Source organism: uncultured Roseobacter sp., from assembly GCF_947496515.1.
Classification (GTDB): domain Bacteria; phylum Pseudomonadota; class Alphaproteobacteria; order Rhodobacterales; family Rhodobacteraceae; genus Roseobacter.
Window position 1 is genome coordinate 67,508 of sequence record NZ_CANMDB010000002.1, and the last position, 17,544, is coordinate 85,051.

18 protein-coding genes and 1 tRNA gene are annotated in these 17,544 nt (G+C 62.1%); 16 read left to right on the forward strand and 3 right to left on the reverse strand.

Translation table 11 applies throughout. From position 1 onward, the window contains the following. Nucleotides 1-8 precede the first annotated feature (8 nt). From ccoO to ccoS, 7 genes are read left to right on the forward strand one after another with little or no spacing between them, the layout of a single operon-like run. Nucleotides 9-734 carry a cytochrome-c oxidase, cbb3-type subunit II gene (gene ccoO, locus Q1A53_RS03945; protein ID WP_299963166.1) on the forward strand — a complete coding sequence of 242 codons (726 nt, stop codon included), beginning with the start codon at nt 9-11 and terminating at the stop codon, nt 732-734. A 13-nt stretch (nt 735-747) separates the two neighbouring features. Then, nucleotides 748-933: a cbb3-type cytochrome c oxidase subunit 3 gene (locus tag Q1A53_RS03950; RefSeq protein WP_299963167.1), complete on the forward strand. Its 186-nt coding sequence runs from the start codon at nt 748-750 to the stop codon at nt 931-933. Further along, nucleotides 930-1,796, forward strand: coding sequence for a cytochrome-c oxidase, cbb3-type subunit III (gene ccoP, locus Q1A53_RS03955; RefSeq protein ID WP_299963168.1), 867 nt, complete (start codon nt 930-932; stop codon nt 1,794-1,796). The genes Q1A53_RS03950 and ccoP overlap by 4 nt, the downstream gene beginning before the upstream one ends. Before the next feature lie 58 nt (nt 1,797-1,854). After that, the gene (gene ccoG, locus Q1A53_RS03960) at nt 1,855-3,288 is read left to right on the forward strand and encodes a cytochrome c oxidase accessory protein CcoG (RefSeq protein WP_299963169.1); all 1,434 of its coding nucleotides are present in this window, start codon (nt 1,855-1,857) and stop codon (nt 3,286-3,288) included. After that, nucleotides 3,285-3,749 (forward strand): FixH family protein, encoded by a 465-nt coding sequence (locus Q1A53_RS03965; RefSeq protein WP_299963170.1) that lies wholly within the window; start codon nt 3,285-3,287, stop codon nt 3,747-3,749. The genes ccoG and Q1A53_RS03965 overlap by 4 nt, the downstream gene beginning before the upstream one ends. Further along, nucleotides 3,746-5,935 (forward strand): heavy metal translocating P-type ATPase, encoded by a 2,190-nt coding sequence (locus Q1A53_RS03970; RefSeq protein WP_299963171.1) that lies wholly within the window; start codon nt 3,746-3,748, stop codon nt 5,933-5,935. Before Q1A53_RS03965 ends, Q1A53_RS03970 begins: the two co-directional genes overlap by 4 nt. After that, complete coding sequence (gene ccoS, locus Q1A53_RS03975; protein ID WP_299963172.1) at nt 5,932-6,090, forward strand: cbb3-type cytochrome oxidase assembly protein CcoS; 159 nt, start codon at nt 5,932-5,934, stop codon at nt 6,088-6,090. Before Q1A53_RS03970 ends, ccoS begins: the two co-directional genes overlap by 4 nt. 371 nt (nt 6,091-6,461) lie before the next feature. Here the strand turns inward: ccoS and Q1A53_RS03980 are convergent, their stop codons facing one another. Beyond that, a complete protein-coding gene (locus Q1A53_RS03980; protein WP_299963173.1) occupies nt 6,462-7,910 on the reverse strand; it encodes a D-alanyl-D-alanine carboxypeptidase family protein in 1,449 nt (482 codons plus the stop codon). Between the two features lie 172 nt (nt 7,911-8,082). Further along, on the reverse strand, nt 8,083-8,805 hold the full coding sequence (locus Q1A53_RS03985; RefSeq protein ID WP_299963174.1) for an HAD family hydrolase: 723 nt from the start codon (nt 8,803-8,805) through the stop codon (nt 8,083-8,085). Between the two features lie 86 nt (nt 8,806-8,891). On the opposite strand from Q1A53_RS03985, the gene clpS reads away from it, so the two are divergent. The 4 genes from clpS (at nt 8,892) to hemF (ending at nt 12,024) form a co-directional block, all read left to right on the forward strand. Continuing rightward, the gene (gene clpS / locus Q1A53_RS03990; protein WP_299963175.1) at nt 8,892-9,233 is read left to right on the forward strand and encodes an ATP-dependent Clp protease adapter ClpS; all 342 of its coding nucleotides are present in this window, start codon (nt 8,892-8,894) and stop codon (nt 9,231-9,233) included. A 3-nt stretch (nt 9,234-9,236) separates the two neighbouring features. Continuing rightward, nucleotides 9,237-10,229 carry a class I SAM-dependent methyltransferase gene (locus Q1A53_RS03995; protein ID WP_299963176.1) on the forward strand — a complete coding sequence of 331 codons (993 nt, stop codon included), beginning with the start codon at nt 9,237-9,239 and terminating at the stop codon, nt 10,227-10,229. Between the two features lie 27 nt (nt 10,230-10,256). Further along, on the forward strand, nt 10,257-11,057 hold the full coding sequence (locus tag Q1A53_RS04000; protein ID WP_299963177.1) for an SDR family oxidoreductase: 801 nt from the start codon (nt 10,257-10,259) through the stop codon (nt 11,055-11,057). 73 nt (nt 11,058-11,130) lie between these two features. Next, nucleotides 11,131-12,024 (forward strand): oxygen-dependent coproporphyrinogen oxidase, encoded by an 894-nt coding sequence (gene hemF, locus Q1A53_RS04005; RefSeq protein WP_299963178.1) that lies wholly within the window; start codon nt 11,131-11,133, stop codon nt 12,022-12,024. 112 nt (nt 12,025-12,136) lie between these two features. Here the strand turns inward: hemF and hemC are convergent, their stop codons facing one another. Continuing rightward, nucleotides 12,137-13,084, reverse strand: coding sequence for a hydroxymethylbilane synthase (gene hemC, locus Q1A53_RS04010; RefSeq protein WP_299963180.1), 948 nt, complete (start codon nt 13,082-13,084; stop codon nt 12,137-12,139). Nucleotides 13,085-13,187: 103 nt separating this feature from the next. Between hemC and hemE the strand changes: the two genes are divergently transcribed. The 5 genes from hemE to Q1A53_RS04035 all read left to right on the forward strand — a co-directional run bounded on the left by hemE (nt 13,188) and on the right by Q1A53_RS04035 (nt 17,533). Then, nucleotides 13,188-14,222 carry a uroporphyrinogen decarboxylase gene (hemE, locus tag Q1A53_RS04015; protein WP_299963182.1) on the forward strand — a complete coding sequence of 345 codons (1,035 nt, stop codon included), beginning with the start codon at nt 13,188-13,190 and terminating at the stop codon, nt 14,220-14,222. A gap of 85 nt (nt 14,223-14,307) precedes the next feature. Next, a tRNA-Met gene (locus Q1A53_RS04020) sits at nt 14,308-14,384 on the forward strand. Between the two features lie 220 nt (nt 14,385-14,604). Continuing rightward, entirely contained in the window at nt 14,605-15,642 is a 1,038-nt protein-coding gene (locus tag Q1A53_RS04025) for a TRAP transporter substrate-binding protein (protein ID WP_299963184.1), read from the forward strand. A gap of 57 nt (nt 15,643-15,699) precedes the next feature. Then, nucleotides 15,700-16,200 (forward strand): TRAP transporter small permease, encoded by a 501-nt coding sequence (locus Q1A53_RS04030; RefSeq protein ID WP_299963186.1) that lies wholly within the window; start codon nt 15,700-15,702, stop codon nt 16,198-16,200. Nucleotides 16,201-16,213: 13 nt separating this feature from the next. Next, nucleotides 16,214-17,533, forward strand: a complete 1,320-nt coding sequence (locus Q1A53_RS04035; protein WP_299963188.1) for a TRAP transporter large permease — start codon at nt 16,214-16,216, stop codon at nt 17,531-17,533. The last annotated feature ends 11 nt before the right edge of the window (nt 17,534-17,544 follow it).

Here is a 17,544-nt window from a genome sequence, read left to right on the forward strand (position 1 = left end):
GGGCTGGTATGTCGATCCTCACAAAACACAAGGCAATCGAGACCAACGCGACCCTTCTGCTGGTGCTCAGTTTTCTGGTGGTCTCCATCGGCGGGCTGGTGCAGATCGTGCCGCTGTTCTATCTGGAGAACACCATCGAGGAAGTGGAGGGCATGCGCCCCTACTCGCCTCTGGAACTGGCCGGTCGCGACATCTACATCCGTGAAGGCTGCTACGTCTGTCACAGCCAGATGATCCGGCCCATGCGCGACGAGGTGGAGCGTTACGGCCACTACTCGCTGGCTGCGGAATCCATGTACGACCATCCGTTCCAGTGGGGGTCCAAACGCACGGGCCCGGATCTGGCGCGGGTCGGTGGTCGCTATTCGGACGACTGGCACATCGACCATCTGCGCAACCCCAAATCGGTCGTGCCGGAATCGATCATGCCCCCCTACGGCTTTCTGGAACGCACGCTGATCGACGGTGAATACATCGGTGATCTGATGCAGACCCATGCCATCGTGGGGGTGCCCTATACCGAAGAGATGCTGGCCGAGGCGCGCGCTGATTTCCGCGCTCAGGCCGATCCGGACAGCGATTTCGACGGGCTGCTGGAGCGCTACCCGGGCGCGCAGGTGCGCAACTTTGACAACGCTCCGGGCATTTCCGAGGCCGACGCCTTGATCGCCTATCTGCAGATGCTGGGCACGCTGGTCGATTTCTCGACCTTCACCCCAGACGCCAGCCGGTAGAGGGGAAACCAGCATGGAAACCTACACCTTCTTACGCGAATTCGCCGATAGCTGGATGCTGCTGCTGCTCTTTTGCATCTTTATCGGCGTGGGATTTTGGGTCTTTCGACCGGGTAGCCGCAAGGTGCACGACGAGAGCGCCAACATGATTTTCCGAAACGACGACCGACCCGCCCCGGAACAGGAGGCCAAGAAATGAGCGAGATCCCCCCGAAGCAAGAGGGCGACCCCAACACCACAGGCCACAGCTGGGACGGGATCGAGGAGTTTGACAACCCGATGCCACGCTGGTGGCTCTGGACCTTTTACGCGACCATCGTCTGGGGCATCGGCTACGTGATCGCCTATCCGGCCTGGCCGCTCGTTTCTTCCGCGACAGCGGGCTTGCTGGGCTACTCCACCCGTGGTGAGGTTGCCGTGGAAATCGCAGCCGTCGAAGAGGCCAATGCCGGGATCAACGCGGAGCTTGCCGCGGCCGAACTCACGGAAGTGTCCGCCAATACCGAGCTGAATACCTATGCGGTCTCTGCGGGTGCTGCCGTTTTCCGGACATGGTGTGCGCAATGTCACGGCTCGGGTGCGGCTGGTTTCGTGGGCTACCCGAACCTGCTGGACGACGCGTGGCTTTGGGGCGGTGATATCGAGGCGATTTACACGACGATCGCCCACGGTATCCGCAACGAGGATGATCCCGACGCGCGGTTCTCCATCATGCCGGCCTACGGTGAGATTTTCAGTGAGGAAGAGATCGCGCAGGTCGTGAACTACGCCATGACCCTCTCTGGTCGCACGCCGCAGGATGCCAGCCTCGTGGAACCCGGTTCTGCGCTTTTCGCGGACAATTGTGCCGCGTGCCATGGCGACAACGGGCTCGGCAATACCGAGCTGGGCGCGCCGAACCTCAGCGATGCAATCTGGCTCTATGGCGGGGACTACGACACGCTGATCGAAACTGTGACCTATAGCCGCTATGGCGTTATGCCCCCTTGGACCCAGCGGCTGTCCGAGGCAGAGATCCGCGCAGTTGCACTCTACGTCCACCAGCTCGGGGGCGGCGAATAACATTGCCCTCGGGGCGCTCAAATCTTCGCCCTCCCGTGCCAAACCCGCAAGGACTGTCGTGACCGATCAAGCGCCACCTCCCAGCCTATACGCCGCCCGCGAACCGATCTTTCCGCGGCGTGTTTCGGGCCCGTTCCGCAATCTCAAGTGGATCATCATGGGGGTGACGCTTGGCATCTACTATATCTTCCCGTGGATCCGCTGGGATCGTGGGCCTGAACTGCCCAATCAGGCGGTGCTGCTCGATCTGGCGAACCGGCGGTTTTATTTCTTCTGGATCGAGATCTGGAGCCACGAGTTCTACTTCGTCGCCGGGCTGCTCATCATGGCGGGGCTGGGGCTGTTTCTCTTCACCTCGGCCCTCGGTCGTGTCTGGTGTGGGTATGCGTGCCCCCAGACCGTCTGGACCGATCTCTTCATCAAGGTCGAACGCATGGTCGAAGGTGACCGCAACGCGCGCCTGCGACTGCACCGGCAGGAAAAGATGGATGCGCGCAAGCTGCGGCTGAGGCTGACCAAATGGACACTGTGGCTGCTGATCGCTGTGGCGACGGGCGGGGCCTGGGTCTTTTACTTCGCCGATGCGCCGACGCTTTTCGTCGACCTTTTTACCGGGCAGGCGGCTGCCGTGGCCTATATCACTGTGGCGATCCTGACCGCGACGACCTTTGTTTTTGGCGGCTTCATGCGCGAGCAGATTTGCATCTATGCCTGTCCCTGGCCGCGCATCCAGGCTGCGATGATGGATGAGGACACGCTGACCGTCGCCTACAGGGAATGGCGCGGCGAGCCGCGCAAGCACAGTCAGGAGGCCAAGGATGCCCCGCAGGGTGACTGCATCGATTGCATGGCCTGCGTTAACGTCTGCCCGATGGGGATCGACATTCGCGACGGGCAGCAACTGGAGTGTATCACCTGCGCGCTCTGCATCGACGCCTGTGATGACGTGATGGAGCGGATCGGCAAACCACGCGGGCTGATCGACTACATCGCCCTGTCCGATGAGGAGCGTGAACGCGCCGGGGCGGAGCCGCGCCCGGTGTGGAAGCACGTGTTCCGCCCGCGCACACTGCTTTACACGGCCCTTTGGGGCGGGGTCGGGGTTGCGCTGATCGTGGCGCTCTTTATCCGCTCGGACATCGAGATGACCGTGGCTGCCGTGCGCAACCCGACCTTCGTCACCCTTTCGGATGGCTCGATCCGCAACACCTACGACATCCGCCTACGCAACAAGAACAACGAAGAACGCCTGTTCCGCATCTCCGCCGTCGGGGATCCGGCGCTCCGCGTCCAGTTGGAAGGCACCCCCTATGCCTCCGTCGATGTGCCTGCGGATACATCGTTCTTGCAGCGGGTCTATGTCGTGGCGCCCCCCGGATCCGACCCCGCCGCGGCGGAGCGGACGGAGGTGCGGTTCTGGATCGAGGATCTCAGCAATGGCGAGCGCGCGTACCGCGACAGCAGTTTCAACGGGAGAGGGCAAGCCCAATGACCAAGCAACTGACCGGCAAGCATGTGGCCATCATCTTCGTCTCGGCCTTCAGCGTGATCATTTCTGTCAATCTGCTGCTGGCCTACAGCGCGATCAGCACCTTCCCCGGGCTGGAGGTCAAAAACTCCTATGTGGCCAGCCAGACCTTCGATGTGGATCGGGCGGCACAGAATGCGCTTGGCTGGTCTGTGTCGGCGCAAAAGCAGGGCCCGCAGGTTGTGCTGTCGATCACCGATGCAGCCGGAGCGCCAGTAGAGGTTGCCGCCCTGGATGCAACCCTGGGCCGCGCAACCCACGTGCGCGATGACCAGCGCCCTGATTTCGTGTTCGACGGCGCACGCTACGTGGCGCCCGCAGCGCTGGCGCCCGGCAACTGGAACCTGCGTATGAAGGCCACGGCACTGGATGGCACCAAGTTTCAGCAACGGGTCATTCTTCACATTCCCAAAGAGGCGTCTTGAGCAGCGTCGCCACAAACGGGCCGGTCGCCTGCCCTGGCTGCGTTGCCGGTGTGGCGCCGGTTGAGGCCGCTCCCGTGGCCGGGCAGATCATGTTGTCCTTGCCGACGATCCACTGTCAGGCCTGTATCGCGCGTGTCGAGGACGCGCTTGCTGCGTATCCGGGCGTCACGTCAGCGCGAGTGAATTTGACGCTGAAACGTGTCGCTGTCGATGCTGCCCCTGATGTCGCTGCCGCAGATCTGGTGGGTTTATTGGAGCGCCAGGGGTTTGAGGCACATGAGCTTGACGTCTCCGTTCTGACCGAGACGACGACCCGAACTGCGGGCCGCGACTTGCTGATGCGGCTTGCGGTTGCCGGGTTCGCCTCAATGAACGTGATGCTGCTGTCGGTGGCGGTGTGGTCGGGGGCAGCGGATGCCACACGCGATCTTTTTCACTGGATCTCAGCGGCGATTGCACTGCCGGCCATCGCGTTTTCTGCGCAGCCGTTCTTTCGCAACGCATGGGCTGCCTTGCGCGCCGGGCGTCTCAACATGGATGTGCCGATCAGTCTGGCCATTGTGCTGGCGCTCGCCACATCCCTTTGGGAGACGTGGCTGTCAGGGCATCATGCGTATTTCGACGCCGCACTGACACTGACCTTCTTTTTGCTTGCAGGGCGGTGGCTGGATGCACGGGCGCGGGCTGCCGCGCGCTCTGCAGCCGAGGAGTTGACCGCGCTCGAAGTGCCCCGCGCCTGGCGTGTGGAGGCGGGAACAGCGGTCGAGGTGCCGGTGGCCGACTTGCGTCTGGGTGACGCGGTGCTGGTCAAGCCTGGCGCACGCGCCGCCGTTGACGGTGTGGTGATGAACGGTCGATCAGAGGTCGACCGCGCGCTGCTGACAGGCGAGACGCTGCCCGAGGTGCGCGGACCCGGTGACGTGGTCGCTGCGGGAGAGCTGAACCTCACCGGCCCCCTGACGGTGCGTGCGAAGGCCGTAGGTCAGGACACATCACTGCACCGAATGGCGGCGTTGGTGGCTGTCGCGGAAAGCGGGCGGTCGCGCTATACCTCGCTCGCGGACCGCGCGGCCAAGCTCTACGCCCCCGGGGTGCACATCCTGTCGGCGCTGGCGTTTCTGGGGTGGCTGATCTGGTCGGGCGATCTGCGTGTGTCGCTCAATATTGCGGCTGCGGTGCTGATCATCACCTGCCCCTGTGCTCTCGGTCTGGCTGTTCCCGCGGTGACGACAGCCGCTTCGGGAAGGCTGTTTGGCAAGGGTCTTTTGATCAAGAATGCAACAGCGCTGGAGCGGTTGGCAGAGGTTGATACGGTCGTCTTCGACAAGACCGGGACGCTGACCACCGGTGCACCGGAATTGACCAACTGGGATGATCTGACCGCAGCTCAGAAATCGGTGGCCCGGGCGCTTGCGGCCGGATCAGCGCACCCGCTTTCCGCTGCGATTGCCGAGGCGGCACGTCAGGAAGGATGCAGTCCGGCACTTCTTGATGCGCTTCGGGAAAAGCCTGGTTTTGGTACAGAGGGCGAGATGGCGGGGAGACCGGTGCGGCTGGGGCGGCCCGACTGGGTGGGTGTCGAAGACGACGGTCAGACGGACACGATTGCGGCACTTGATGCGGGCACCGGGTCGCCGATCGTCCTGCGGTTTCGTGATGCTCCACGGTCGGATGTGGCAGAGACGATTGCGGCGCTGACGGCGCAGGGGCTCAACGTCAGTCTTCTGTCAGGGGATCGGGAGACGAGCGTCGCACAGTTCGCAGGCACATTCGGGATCGACGATTGGCATGCCGGGATGCGGCCCGAAGACAAACTGAACATGATTGCGAAGCTGCAGGAGCAAGGCCGCAGAATCCTCATGATCGGCGATGGTCTGAACGATACCGGAGCCTTGGCCGCGGCACATGTTTCCATCAGTCCGGGCAAGGCGCTCGATGCCGCGCGCGCCGCGTCCGATATGGTCCTGTTAGGGGCGGAACTGGCGCCGATTGCCGAAGCAGTCTCGGTTGCGCGCCAGGCCACCAAACGGATTCGCGAGAACTTTCAGATCGCGACAATCTATAACGTGGTTGCGGTCCCGCTGGCGGTGGCCGGTCTGGCAACGCCGCTGATTGCCGCTCTGGCGATGTCCACGTCGTCGATTTCGGTCTCGCTCAACGCGCTGCGGGTCAGGGGGCGGGGATGAACGTTCTGGCGTATCTCATCCCCATTTCGCTGTTTTTGGGCGGTATCGGGCTTGTGGGATTTCTGTATACGTTAAAGACCCGTCAGTACGATGATCCCGAGGGTGACAGCCGCCGGATCCTGAGTGACAGGTGGGACGATGCACCCAAACCCTAGGGTCATGGAATTAGTCCGTCGGCGTCGGGTTGGTGGTATATCTGTTCAAAAGAGCTCGACTTAGCGCAACGGGGTGTCGCGCAACACAGGTGCCATTTAACATGTCTACATCATTGGCGCCGTCACATAGGCTGTGACGAAAAATAGCCTGAGCCGCGCGACCCGAGACCCGGGATAGCCAGAGCGACGTGGCACACCGATGACCATAAAGGGCCATGGCATTCTTACGCAGGCGGGGCAGGGGTCGCCGTGCCCAGGTTGGCGCTATGCTTTGGGGCAGACCAGCGCTGCATCAACCTATGTAAAGGCCGCATCTGGCCATGCGCGACGTCGTCAAGCGGCGTGCCCGCCAAGGCCAGATGTATGATGCGTCAAGATGGGCCAACCATCATGCAGCTCAGGTTGCGCGCGGCCAGCCGCCGACAGGCCAGATCAGCGCTGTCCCGGGTCATGCCAAGGAAGTTCGCGTCAAAACCTGTCGGCTGTCTGACGACCTTCCGCAGCGTGCCTTCGAGCGTTGCCATTTCCGCCAGTGCCGTTGTGACCAACGCGCGCTCCGCATTATAACGGGTGGCAAAGCGACCGACATTCACGCCCCATTGATGCCCGCCGGAAGTTGATAGCCGGGTGACAATCTCTGTTTCCTGAACGGCTGGCGTCGCTTCGGCCATTTCCGTCACCGTGCCCGTGTCACTGGCGCTGCCTTCCGCGGGGCGCATGATCGGGCGCAGGTTTGCCGTCGCTAGTGCTGCGTTACGTGGCACGATCGGTGCTGCGACAGGTTCTGCTGGAATGTCCTGTGCCGCAACGAGCGCCATCTGAATGTCTGCCGACAAGACACCGCTCGCGCTGGCAAGTGCGGCCGGAGGGGGTGGTGTTGTACCTGCGCGCACCTGTGGTCGCAGACTGGTCCGGGTGATGCCGCTGACCCGCGTAATCGCGCCCGGTCCGCCCGGTTGATATGCCGGTTTCTTGGGCTTTCTCAGGGCCACCCGGCTGGGCGCACGCTTGAAGCCCATATCCAGCAGCTCGGCGACGCGCGCGTTGCGCGCACGGGTGGAGGTGCCCCCGAACATCGTGGCGATGATACGTTCGCGTCCGCGCTCCGCAGAGGCCACCAGGTTGAAACCTGCCGCGCGGGTGTAGCCGGTCTTGATCCCGTCCGCACCACGGTAGGCTGCGAGCAACCGGCGATTTGTGTTCGCGACCTCACGGATGCCTGCGTGGGTCGAGCGCCGCGAGAAGAGGTTATAGTACTCGGGATAGTCATAGAGCACGTGACGCCCCAGGATCGACATGTCTCGCGCCGTTGAAAGATGCCCCTTTTCTGTCAGCCCATGGGCATTCTTGAAGGTGGTCCGTGACATGCCCAGTGCCTTGGCCGTGCGGTTCATCCGACGGGCAAAGGCCGCCTCCGACCCTTCGAGCGCTTCTCCGATGGCGGTGGCTGCGTCATTGGCCGATTTCACAGCTGCCGCGCGGATCAAATACCGAAAGGCGATGCGCTGCCCGGATTTCAGCCCAAGCTTCGACGGTGGTTCGGATGCGGCGAAGCGTGAGATGCGCACTTTGGTATCGAGCGAAATCTCGCCCCGCTCGACCGCCTGGAAAGCGATGTAGAGTGTCATCATCTTAGTAAGCGATGCAGGATGCAGCCGGGTATCGGCGTTGCGCGAATGCAGCACCTCGCCGGATCGTGCGTCCATAACGTAGGCGGCATAGGGTGCGGCGGCCGCGCTGAGCGGCAAAATCACCAAAAGCCAAAGTGCTGCGAGTACAAATAGCCCGTAACGGGCCGGCACAAAACGCCGAACCTTCATGATAACCTGCCTTTTCTGCCTCATGCCGCCGATTGTTTCGACTGGCTTTTCTGCGCCAAAGCGTAGCACAGGTTTCCAGTTCCATAAAGCCTATGAATTAAGGTATTTACGTTAACTTTTGGTAACCGTGATCGCACTCAATGCTTGCGCAATTGCCGTGGTGTTTTGTCACTCATTCGCCCTGTTTCCGATCCACCTCTATCTGATCTATCAGTGGCATCAGTCCAGCCAGGCAACTCAACATGTGGTAGCGCGCGCTTGGTTCAGGAACAGGAGCATGCTCGTAGTCCCAGGCGTATGGGTGATCAAGCAGAATGCCCCAGCCGCCCGCCGCGATCATGGGCAGGACGTCGGAGCGCATGGAATTGCCGATCATCAGCCCACCGCTGGCGCCCTCGCCGTACCGGGAAAAGATCTCTCCGTAGACCTGCGGTGTCTTGTCGGAGACAATTTCGACGCCATGAAAAAGATCGCGCAGCCCAGACTGCGCCAGCTTGCGCTCCTGATCCAGCAGATCCCCCTTGGTAATCAGCACAGTGCGGTGCGTCCGGCTGACCGCCTGAACCGTCTCGCGCGCATCCGGCAAGAGCTCCACCGGATGGCGCAGCATCTCGCGGCCTGCGTCGAGGATCTCACTGATCACCTGCGCCGAAACCTCGCCATCGGTTACTTCTATCGCGGTCTCGATCATCGACAGGGTAAAGCCTTTTACCCCGAACCCGTAGTGCTGCAGATTGCGCTTTTCAGCGTCCGTGAGCCGGGCCAGCAGCCCGTCCCGTTCCGTGTAATCTGTCAAGAGCGTCGCGAAGTGGGCCTGCGTCAGTTGAAAGAAGCGCTCGTTATGCCAGAGCGTGTCATCGGCATCAAAACCGACGGTATGCAGTGCCGCAGCCATGACCACGCCCCCTTTTCTAAATGACCAAACGGGTTATATAGAGCGCTCAACGACTCATCACCCCATCCTTTGAAGCAGGAGCAGAAATGCATCGCGACCCGATCCTGATGGCAGACCGGTCAGACGACGATGGCGATACATCCATCCTGACCGCCACCAAGCCCAAGACCAAACGGCCGCCGCTCTACAAGGTGTTGCTGTTGAACGATGACTTCACGCCGATGGAATTCGTTGTGCACGTGCTTGAGCGCTTCTTCGGTCTCAACCATGCGCAAGCATTCGAGATCATGCTGACGGTACACAAGAAGGGCGTCGCGGTGGTCGGTGTGTTCAGCCACGAAATCGCGGAAACGAAAGTCGCGCAGGTCATGGATTTCGCGCGCAGACACCAACACCCGCTGCAGTGCACGATGGAAAAAGAAGAGTAGCCGTTGATTGATACGCGCGTTGCGCTGGCGCTTGAAGCTGGCAGTGCGGTCCTGCCCCCTGATGGGCTGATCGCTGTCTTCCGTCCTCCGGCGCAGGCACGTCTGGACAGATTGCCCAAGGATCGTACCGAGATCATCGTTGATGCCAGACCGGACTACGATCTCTGGCAAGCTCGGGGTTTCAGGTGCACGGTCGATCCGCAGGAAAGCTACGCCGGCGCGATTGTCATCATCCCTCGCGCCAAGGCCGAGGCGCGCGCCCTGATTGCAAAAGCGTCAGCACTGACCGGGGGCGCGCTGGTCATCGACGGGCAGAAAACCGATGGTGTTGACAGCCTGCTGCGCGAGATGCGCAAGAGGGTGGTCGTTGAGGGGCCTATCAGCAAGGCCCATGGCAAGCTCTTCTGGATCAATAGATCCGACGATGTAAGCTTTGAGGATTGGGTCGCGGGACCCGCGCTGACCCCGGGCGGTTTCTGGACAGCGCCCGGGGTTTTTTCCGCCGATGGAATAGATCCTGCCTCTGCCCTGCTGGTCGAGACCTTGCCGGATGATCTTGGCCCTTGTGTCGCGGATCTGGGTGCGGGCTGGGGGTTTCTCTCGGCGCATATCCTGACGCGGCCGGAGGTGAGAGAGGTGCATCTGGTCGAGGCGGGCCATATGGCGCTTGCCTGCGCGCAGCATAATGTGACCGACGCACGGGCGCATTTTCACTGGGCGGATGCGACCACCTGGCAACCGGCTGAGGCCCTCGATACCATCGTCATGAACCCGCCTTTTCATGCCGGGCGCAAGGCCGACCCGTCGCTCGGTCAGGGATTCGTTGAGGCTGCAGCGCGACTGCTGAAACCACAGGGGCAGCTCTTCATGGTGGCAAATCGGCACTTGCCATATGAGGCGACATTGCACAGGCTCTTTACCAACTGCGCCGAGATTGACGGAGACAGCCGCTTTAAAGTGTTCCACGCCAGCCGTCCTCGGCGCACGCACCGCTGAGCCTCTTTCCACCGCAAGGAAACGCCTATGTCATTTTCCATCAACGGCAAGACCGCCATCGTCACCGGTGCCGCCAACGGCATCGGACTTGCCATTGCCCGCCAGTTCGCGGACCGGGGGGCCAATGTCATGTGCGCTGACATGGACGAAAAGCGGCTGCAGGATGAATGGGGAGATGCGGCTGAGGAAGGAACGGTGCGTTACTTTGCCGGGGATCTGCGTCAGCGGCTGACCATCGCCAATCTGGTCTCTGCCACCATTGACGCTTTCGACCGGGTGGATATTCTGGTGAACGGATCCCGTCAGGTCATGCCGACGGAGGCGCTGAATGTGGAGGATACCTCCGTTGCGGTGCTGCTGGAGCAAAACCTGATGACGGCCCTTCAACTGACCCAGCAGGTGGCCAAGCGCATGATCAAGCAAGGTGCTGATCAGGCCGAAGGGCAGCTGGGGTCGATCATTAACCTCAGCTCCATCGCGGCCCGGCAGACCCGGCCGGAACTGATGGGCTATTCCATCGCCTCGGCGGCACTGGAGCAGATGACCCGCTCCATGGCGCTGGCGCTGGCGCCCGAGCGGATCCGCGTGAATGCGGTTGCCTTTGGGTCGGTGATGAGCGCGTCGCTGAAATCCTCCGTCGTTGAGCACACCGATTGGCGGGAGGAAATTCGCGATCACACGCCGCTGGGCCGGATTGCGGGGCCAGCGGAGCTTGCCGAGGCGGTGCAGTTTCTGGCGGCGGAAAGCTCGGGCTTCATGACCGGCGAGGTGATTACCGTGGATGGTGGGCGCAGCCTTCTCGATGTGGTCGCAGCACCCGCGCACTGACGATTGCCACTTTTTCTTCGCCTCTGATACGCGCTAGACATACTGTCAGACTGATCTGACAGATGGACCCTAGATGACCGACAGCTTTGAGACTGAAAAGGCCCGCGCCGCCGCGTGGTTCCGGCAACTGCGCGACGAGATCGTCGAAGCCTTCGAGACGCTGGAGCAAGATCACAGCGATGGGCCTCTGGCGGAGGCTGCGCCCGGGGCGTTCGAGGTGACGGAGACGACCCGCATGAGCGAGGATGGCTCCGATGCCGGTGGCGGTCTGATGAGTGTCATGCGGGGCGGGCGCGTCTTTGAGAAGGTGGGCGTCAATATCTCGACTGTCTACGGCACGCTGGGCACCCGTGCACAGGGTGCCATGGCCGCACGCAAGGGTATTCCCGGAATGGCGGAGGATCCGCGGTTCTGGGCGAGCGGTATCAGCCTCGTGGCCCATATGCAGAACCCGCATGTGCCAGCAGTTCATATGAATACGCGGATGTTCTGGACGCCCCATGCCTGGTGGTTCGGTGGTGGGTCGGACTTGAACCCCTGTCTGGAGTATGACGCCGATACCGCCCATTTCCACGACACCCAGCGGCGGCATCTCGACCCGCATGGGACCGATCTTTATCCTCGGCTGAAGACCTGGGCGGATGAGTATTTCTACATTCCGCACCGCAACCGTGCCCGGGGGGTCGGTGGCATTTTCATGGACGACCGCAATACCGGGGACTGGGAGGCGGATTTTGCCCTGACTAAGGACATTGGTCGTGCCTTCCTGCCCGCCTACGTGCCTTTGGTGCGCAAGCGTCGCGCGTCGGAGTGGTCAGAGCAGGACAAGCAGGCCCAGTTGGTACACCGCGGGCTCTATGCAGAGTACAATCTGGTCTATGATCGAGGTACGAAATTCGGGTTGGAGACGGGGCATAATGCGGACGCCGTGTTGATGAGCCTGCCACCGCTGGCCATGTGGACCTGAGAGCGGTCGCGCTGCGCTGCAGGTCGTCGGTTGGTCGGTAGGTAGGGGGCGCTGCCCCCCGGCCTGCGGCCTCCCCCCGGAGTTTATCTGGCAAGATGAAAGAGCGGGCCGGTCAACCGTGCCAATCGAAAAAGCCAGGTCCGGCACGGGTGAGGAGTTCTTCGGCGAGATCCGCCCCCATGGCAGCGGCGTCGGAAATGCGACCTTCGCGTGCGGCTTTGAGTGCCTGGCTGCCGTCGGGGCGCAGCACCTCGCCGCGCAGCCGGAGCCCGTCACCGCTATGCTCGGCCAGACCCGCGATGGGCGTCTGGCAGGACCCGTCGAGCGTCAGCAGGAAGCTGCGTTCGGCAGCCAGACGCTCTCCCGTTGGAACATCGTGGATCGCCATCAACAGCTCAGCGGTCGCTGCGTCGTCCTTGCGCCGTTCAATTCCGATGGCGCCCTGGGCCACGGCGGGCAGCATCTCGTCAGGATCGACCGGGGTGGCGGGGACATCCGTTCTGCCTAGCCGCTTCAGACCGGCAGCCGCAAGAAAGGTGCATTCCGCCACACCATCGGTGAGCTTTTTCAGGCGTGTCTGCACATTGCCGCGAAACTCGACCACCTTCAGGTCGGGTCTGCGATGCAGGAGCTGAGCCCGGCGCCGCAGGCTGGACGTCCCAACAACCGCGCCCGTTGCAAGATCTGCAATACCACCTAACGCGGGCGAGATGAAAGCATCGCGCACATCCTCGCGCGGCAGGTAGGTGTCGAGGATCAGCCCGTCTGGCTGCAGTGTCGGCATGTCCTTCGTGGAATGCACTGCGATGTCAATTTTGCCTGACAGCAGGTCTTCTTCGATCTCGCGGGTAAAGAGCCCCTTGCCACCGATCTCTTTCAAGGGGCGATCCTGGATTGCATCACCGGTCACCTTGATGACAACGATCTCGAAACATTCGTGCCCCAGATCAAAGGCTTGGGCGAGCCGATCACGGGTCTCATACGCCTGCGCCAGCGCCAGCGGCGAGCCGCGGGTGCCGATTTTGAGGGTCGAGTCGGGGGTCGGGAGCGATACTGTCATGCCGTCCTCTTTATGCGCGTCAATTTCGACTGACAACCCGCCCAGTGTCTTGACAACCGGCTGGCATCCACCGACCAACGGGGAACAACAGGTGAGGACGACCATGGCTCCGACAAAAACCATTCTGCGCGCGCTGGCGGGCGAGACACTTCCCACGCCGCCCATCTGGATGATGCGGCAAGCGGGCCGCTACCTGCCCGAATACCGCGCGACCCGGGCCGAGGCGGGCGACTTCCTGTCGCTGTGCTACAATCCGGAGCTCGCGGCCGAGGTCACGCTGCAACCCATCCGCCGCTACGGGTTCGATGCCGCTATCCTCTTTGCGGATATTCTGTTGCTGCCCCAGGCGCTCGGGGCGGATCTGTGGTTCGTGACGGGCGAGGGGCCAAGGCTCTCGACCGTGCAAACCCAGGCGGATTTCGACAAGCTCGGACCGGTTGAGGATATTCACGAGACGCTGAACCCCATCTATGAGACCGTCCGCATCCTGCGTGGCGCGCTGCCCAGCGAGACCACGCTGATCGGATTCGCGGGCGCCCCGTGGACAGTGGCCACCTATATGATCGCCGGGCGGGGGACGCCGGATCAGGGACCGGCTCACGCATTGAGGCAGGAGAATACCGCGCTGTTCGAGGCGCTGCTGGCCCGGATCACGGCGGGCACCATCGACTATCTGGCTGCGCAGATTGATGCAGGTGCCGAGGTGGTGAAGATCTTTGACAGCTGGGCCGGGTCGCTCAAGGGCGAGGCCTTCGAAAAATACGCCGTGGCCCCGGCGCAAGAGATTACCGCCGCGCTCAAGGAGCGGCACCCGCATATTCCCGTGATTGGTTTCCCGCGTGAGGCGGGGGATGCCTATATCGGGTTTGCGCGGGCCACCGGGGTGGATTGTGTGGCACTCGACAACTCCGTGAGTGCCGAGTGGGCGGCCCAGCACGTGCAGGTGGATGGCTGTGTGCAGGGTAACCTCGCCAGCCGTCACATGGTGACCGGTGGTGCGGCACTGGTGGAGGAGACAAAAGCCATCGTCGCGGCGCTGTCCAAAGGCCCGCATATCTTCAACCTGGGGCACGGGATCACGCCGGACGCCGACCCGGACAACGTGCAGCGGATGATCGACGCGGTGCGCGAGGGCTGACCATGTTCGCGACAGCCGGACGATGGGCGAATCGGGCAATTCCGGCTTGACGCGCTGCGGCACCTGTCATAATCCACCGGCTCGTGGCGTTATAGCTCAGTTGGTTAGAGCGAACGACTCATAATCGTTAGGTCCCTGGTTCAAGTCCAGGTAACGCCACCATTCCATCCCCCTTACAAAAGCGGACAGACGCGCGTCTACTTGTGAAACAGCGCGTTCCGGCAGGCTGGTCCAGGCCATGCAGTCGGCCCTTTGCATCGCACGCAACCGCAGCTAGAACGCGCAAACCCCGGGGTGACAACCTGCGTCATCTACACTAGCAATTCCCTGAGGGGACACGCCGGAGCAACCGCCCCGGCACAGTCAGGGAGACGCCGACACTATGATGCTGAGAAAATCGTTTTTGAGACTGGCGGGTGCAGCAGCACTCTTGGCCGGTCTGACCGCAGGGCCGCTGAGCGCACAGGATGTGACCTTGCGGCTGCACCAGTTTCTGCCTGCGCAGGCAAACGTGCCCAAGCTGATCCTGGACGTCTGGGCCGACACCATTGAGGAGAAAAGCGGCGGACGGATCGAGATTGAGCGCTACCCATCGATGCAGCTGGGCGGGCGACCGCCCGAGCTGATGGATCAGGCGATCGACGGCATTGCAGACATCGTCTGGACGGTGGTTGGCTATACGCCGGGGCGCTTCCCCTCGACGGAAGTTTTTGAGCTGCCCTTCATGATGACGAACGCGCCTGCCGCCTCCCGCGCCTATTGGGAGATGTTCGAGACACATATGAAAGACACCGAGTTCAAGGATGTGCATATCCTTGGCACCTGGGTGCACGGGCCCGGTCTGATCCACGTCAACAAGGAAGTGCGCACGCCGGCCGATATGGAAGGTCTGAAAATCCGCGGCGGCTCGCGTCTGGCCAATGCGCTGTTGGAGAAGATGGGCGCATCGCCCGTCGGCATGCCGGTGCCTGCGGTGCCGGAAGCGCTGTCCAAGGGGGTGATCGACGGCACCACCATTCCATGGGAGGTGACAGCCGCGCTCAAGATCCCGGAGCTGGTCGATAACCACACCGAATTTCCCGGCAATGCGCTTTACGTGCTGACCTTTGTGCTGGCGATGAACAAGGACAGCTACGAGAACCTGCCCGATGACCTCAAGCAGGTGATGGACGAAAACTCCGGGGTGGAGTTCTCTGTTTTTGCTGGCAAAACCATGGCCGAAAACGACGCGCCCGCACGTGAGGCAGCGCTGGCGCGTGGCAACAACGTGGTGATGCTCAGCGACAGCGAGGCCGCCGAATGGGAGGCCGCCGCACAGCCGATCTATAATGAATGGGTGGCTGAGATGAGCGAAAAGGGCATTGATGGTCAGGCGTTGATTGACGAGGCCCGCATGCTGATTGACCGCTATACCGAGTAATCAGGCACGCCGACCTGCGGCGACATGCGGCGGGTCGGATTGGTGAACGGAGCCATCATGCATCAGGCGGTCACATTTCTGGCCCGTGCCACCGCGGTGATCGGTGGTCTGGTGCTGCTGGCGCTGGTGTTGCTGACGACCGTTTCCACATTGGGTCGTGAGTTGGGTCCGGGCGAGATCAACGGCAACTACGAGATCCTGGAGGCGGGCGTGGCCTTTGCGATCTTCTCGTTTTTTCCGGTGTGTCAGCTTTACGGCGCGCATGCGACGGTGGATATCTTCACCTCGGCCCTGCCACCGCGGTTCAACCGTGCGATCGTCGCTTTCTGGGAAGTGGTTTTGACAGCGGCGCTCATTCTCATCAGCTGGCGGCTCTACGAGGGGATGCAGCGCTATATCGGCAATGGGGAGACGACGTTCTTTTTGCAGTTTCCTGTCTGGTGGTCCTATGCGGCGAGCTTTGCGGCCTCTGTGGTGACCTGTGTCGTCGGGCTCTATTGCGCGGCAGTGCGGGTGCGCGGCTGGGCGCATGACCGCGACTTGCTGCCAACCGCGTGAGGGACGACCGCCCGTGAGCAATCTTGAGCTTGGTTTTTGGTCCTTCCCGCTGCTGTTGATCATGATCTTCCTGCGCGCGCCCATTGGGCTGGCCATGCTGCTCTGTGGCTTTGCGGGCTGGTACTTTGCCATGGGTGGCAACGCCTCCGTGTTGCTCAACAAGCTGAAATCCGAAACCTACACCCAGTTTTCGAACTACTCGCTGTCGATCATCCCGATGTTCCTGCTGATGGGGCAGTTCGCGACGCTTTCGGGCATGTCGAGCGCGCTCTTCAAAGCAGCCGAGAGTTTTCTGGGGCATCGTCGCGGCGGGGTGGCGATGGCATCTGTGGGGGCCTGCGCGGGCTTTGGTGCGATCTGCGGGTCCTCGTTGGCGACCGCGGCCACCATGTCCAAGGTCGCGCTGCCGGAGCTGCGGCGCTATGGCTATGTCGGTGGTTTTTCCACCGCAACACTGGCCGCGGGAGGCACGCTTGGCATCCTGATCCCGCCGTCGGTGATCCTCGTGATCTATGCGATCATCACCGAGCAGAACATCGCCAAGCTGTTTCTGGCGGCTTTTGTTCCCGGCATACTCGCCGCCATTGGCTATATGTTGACGATCTCGCTTTACGTGCGGCTCTACCCGGCGGCGGCGGGCACGCGCGCGCCTCAGCCCATGGCCGAACGCTGGGCGGCGCTGGCGGCAACCTGGCCGGTGCTGGTGATCTTTGGCGTGGTCGTGGGCGGTATCTATCTGGGCTGGTTCACCCCCACCGAAGGGGCCGCCATCGGCGCTGCGGGCACCGGGCTCGTCGCATTGCTTTCGCGGAGCCTCAACTGGGCGGTGCTGCGTGAGAGCCTGCTCGGCACTGCGCGGACCACCGCCATGATCTTCTTCATCGTGCTGGGAGCAGGGTTCTACAACAGCTTTCTGGCGCTGTCGGGCGTGCCGCAGTTCATGGCGGACTGGGTGCTGGAGCAGGGGCTCGACCCGTGGATTGTCCTGTCGGTGATCCTGCTGTTCTACCTGCTTTTCGGGTGTCTGATGGACAGCCTGTCGATGATCCTGCTGACAGTGCCCATTTTCTTCCCTGTGATCTCGGCCATGGATTTCGGTATGTCGCCGGAGCATCTTGCGATCTGGTTCGGGATCCTTGTGCTGATCGTGGTGGAGGTCGGGCTGATCACGCCGCCTGTGGGCATGAACCTTTTTATCATCAACACGATGGACCGTGACACACCGATGACCGAAACCTACAAGGCGGTGATGTTCTTCGTGGGCTCGGACGTGCTGCGGGTGATCCTGCTGGTCATGTTCCCGGCGATCACACTCTTTCTCATTCCGGCCTGAGAGAGGGCCGC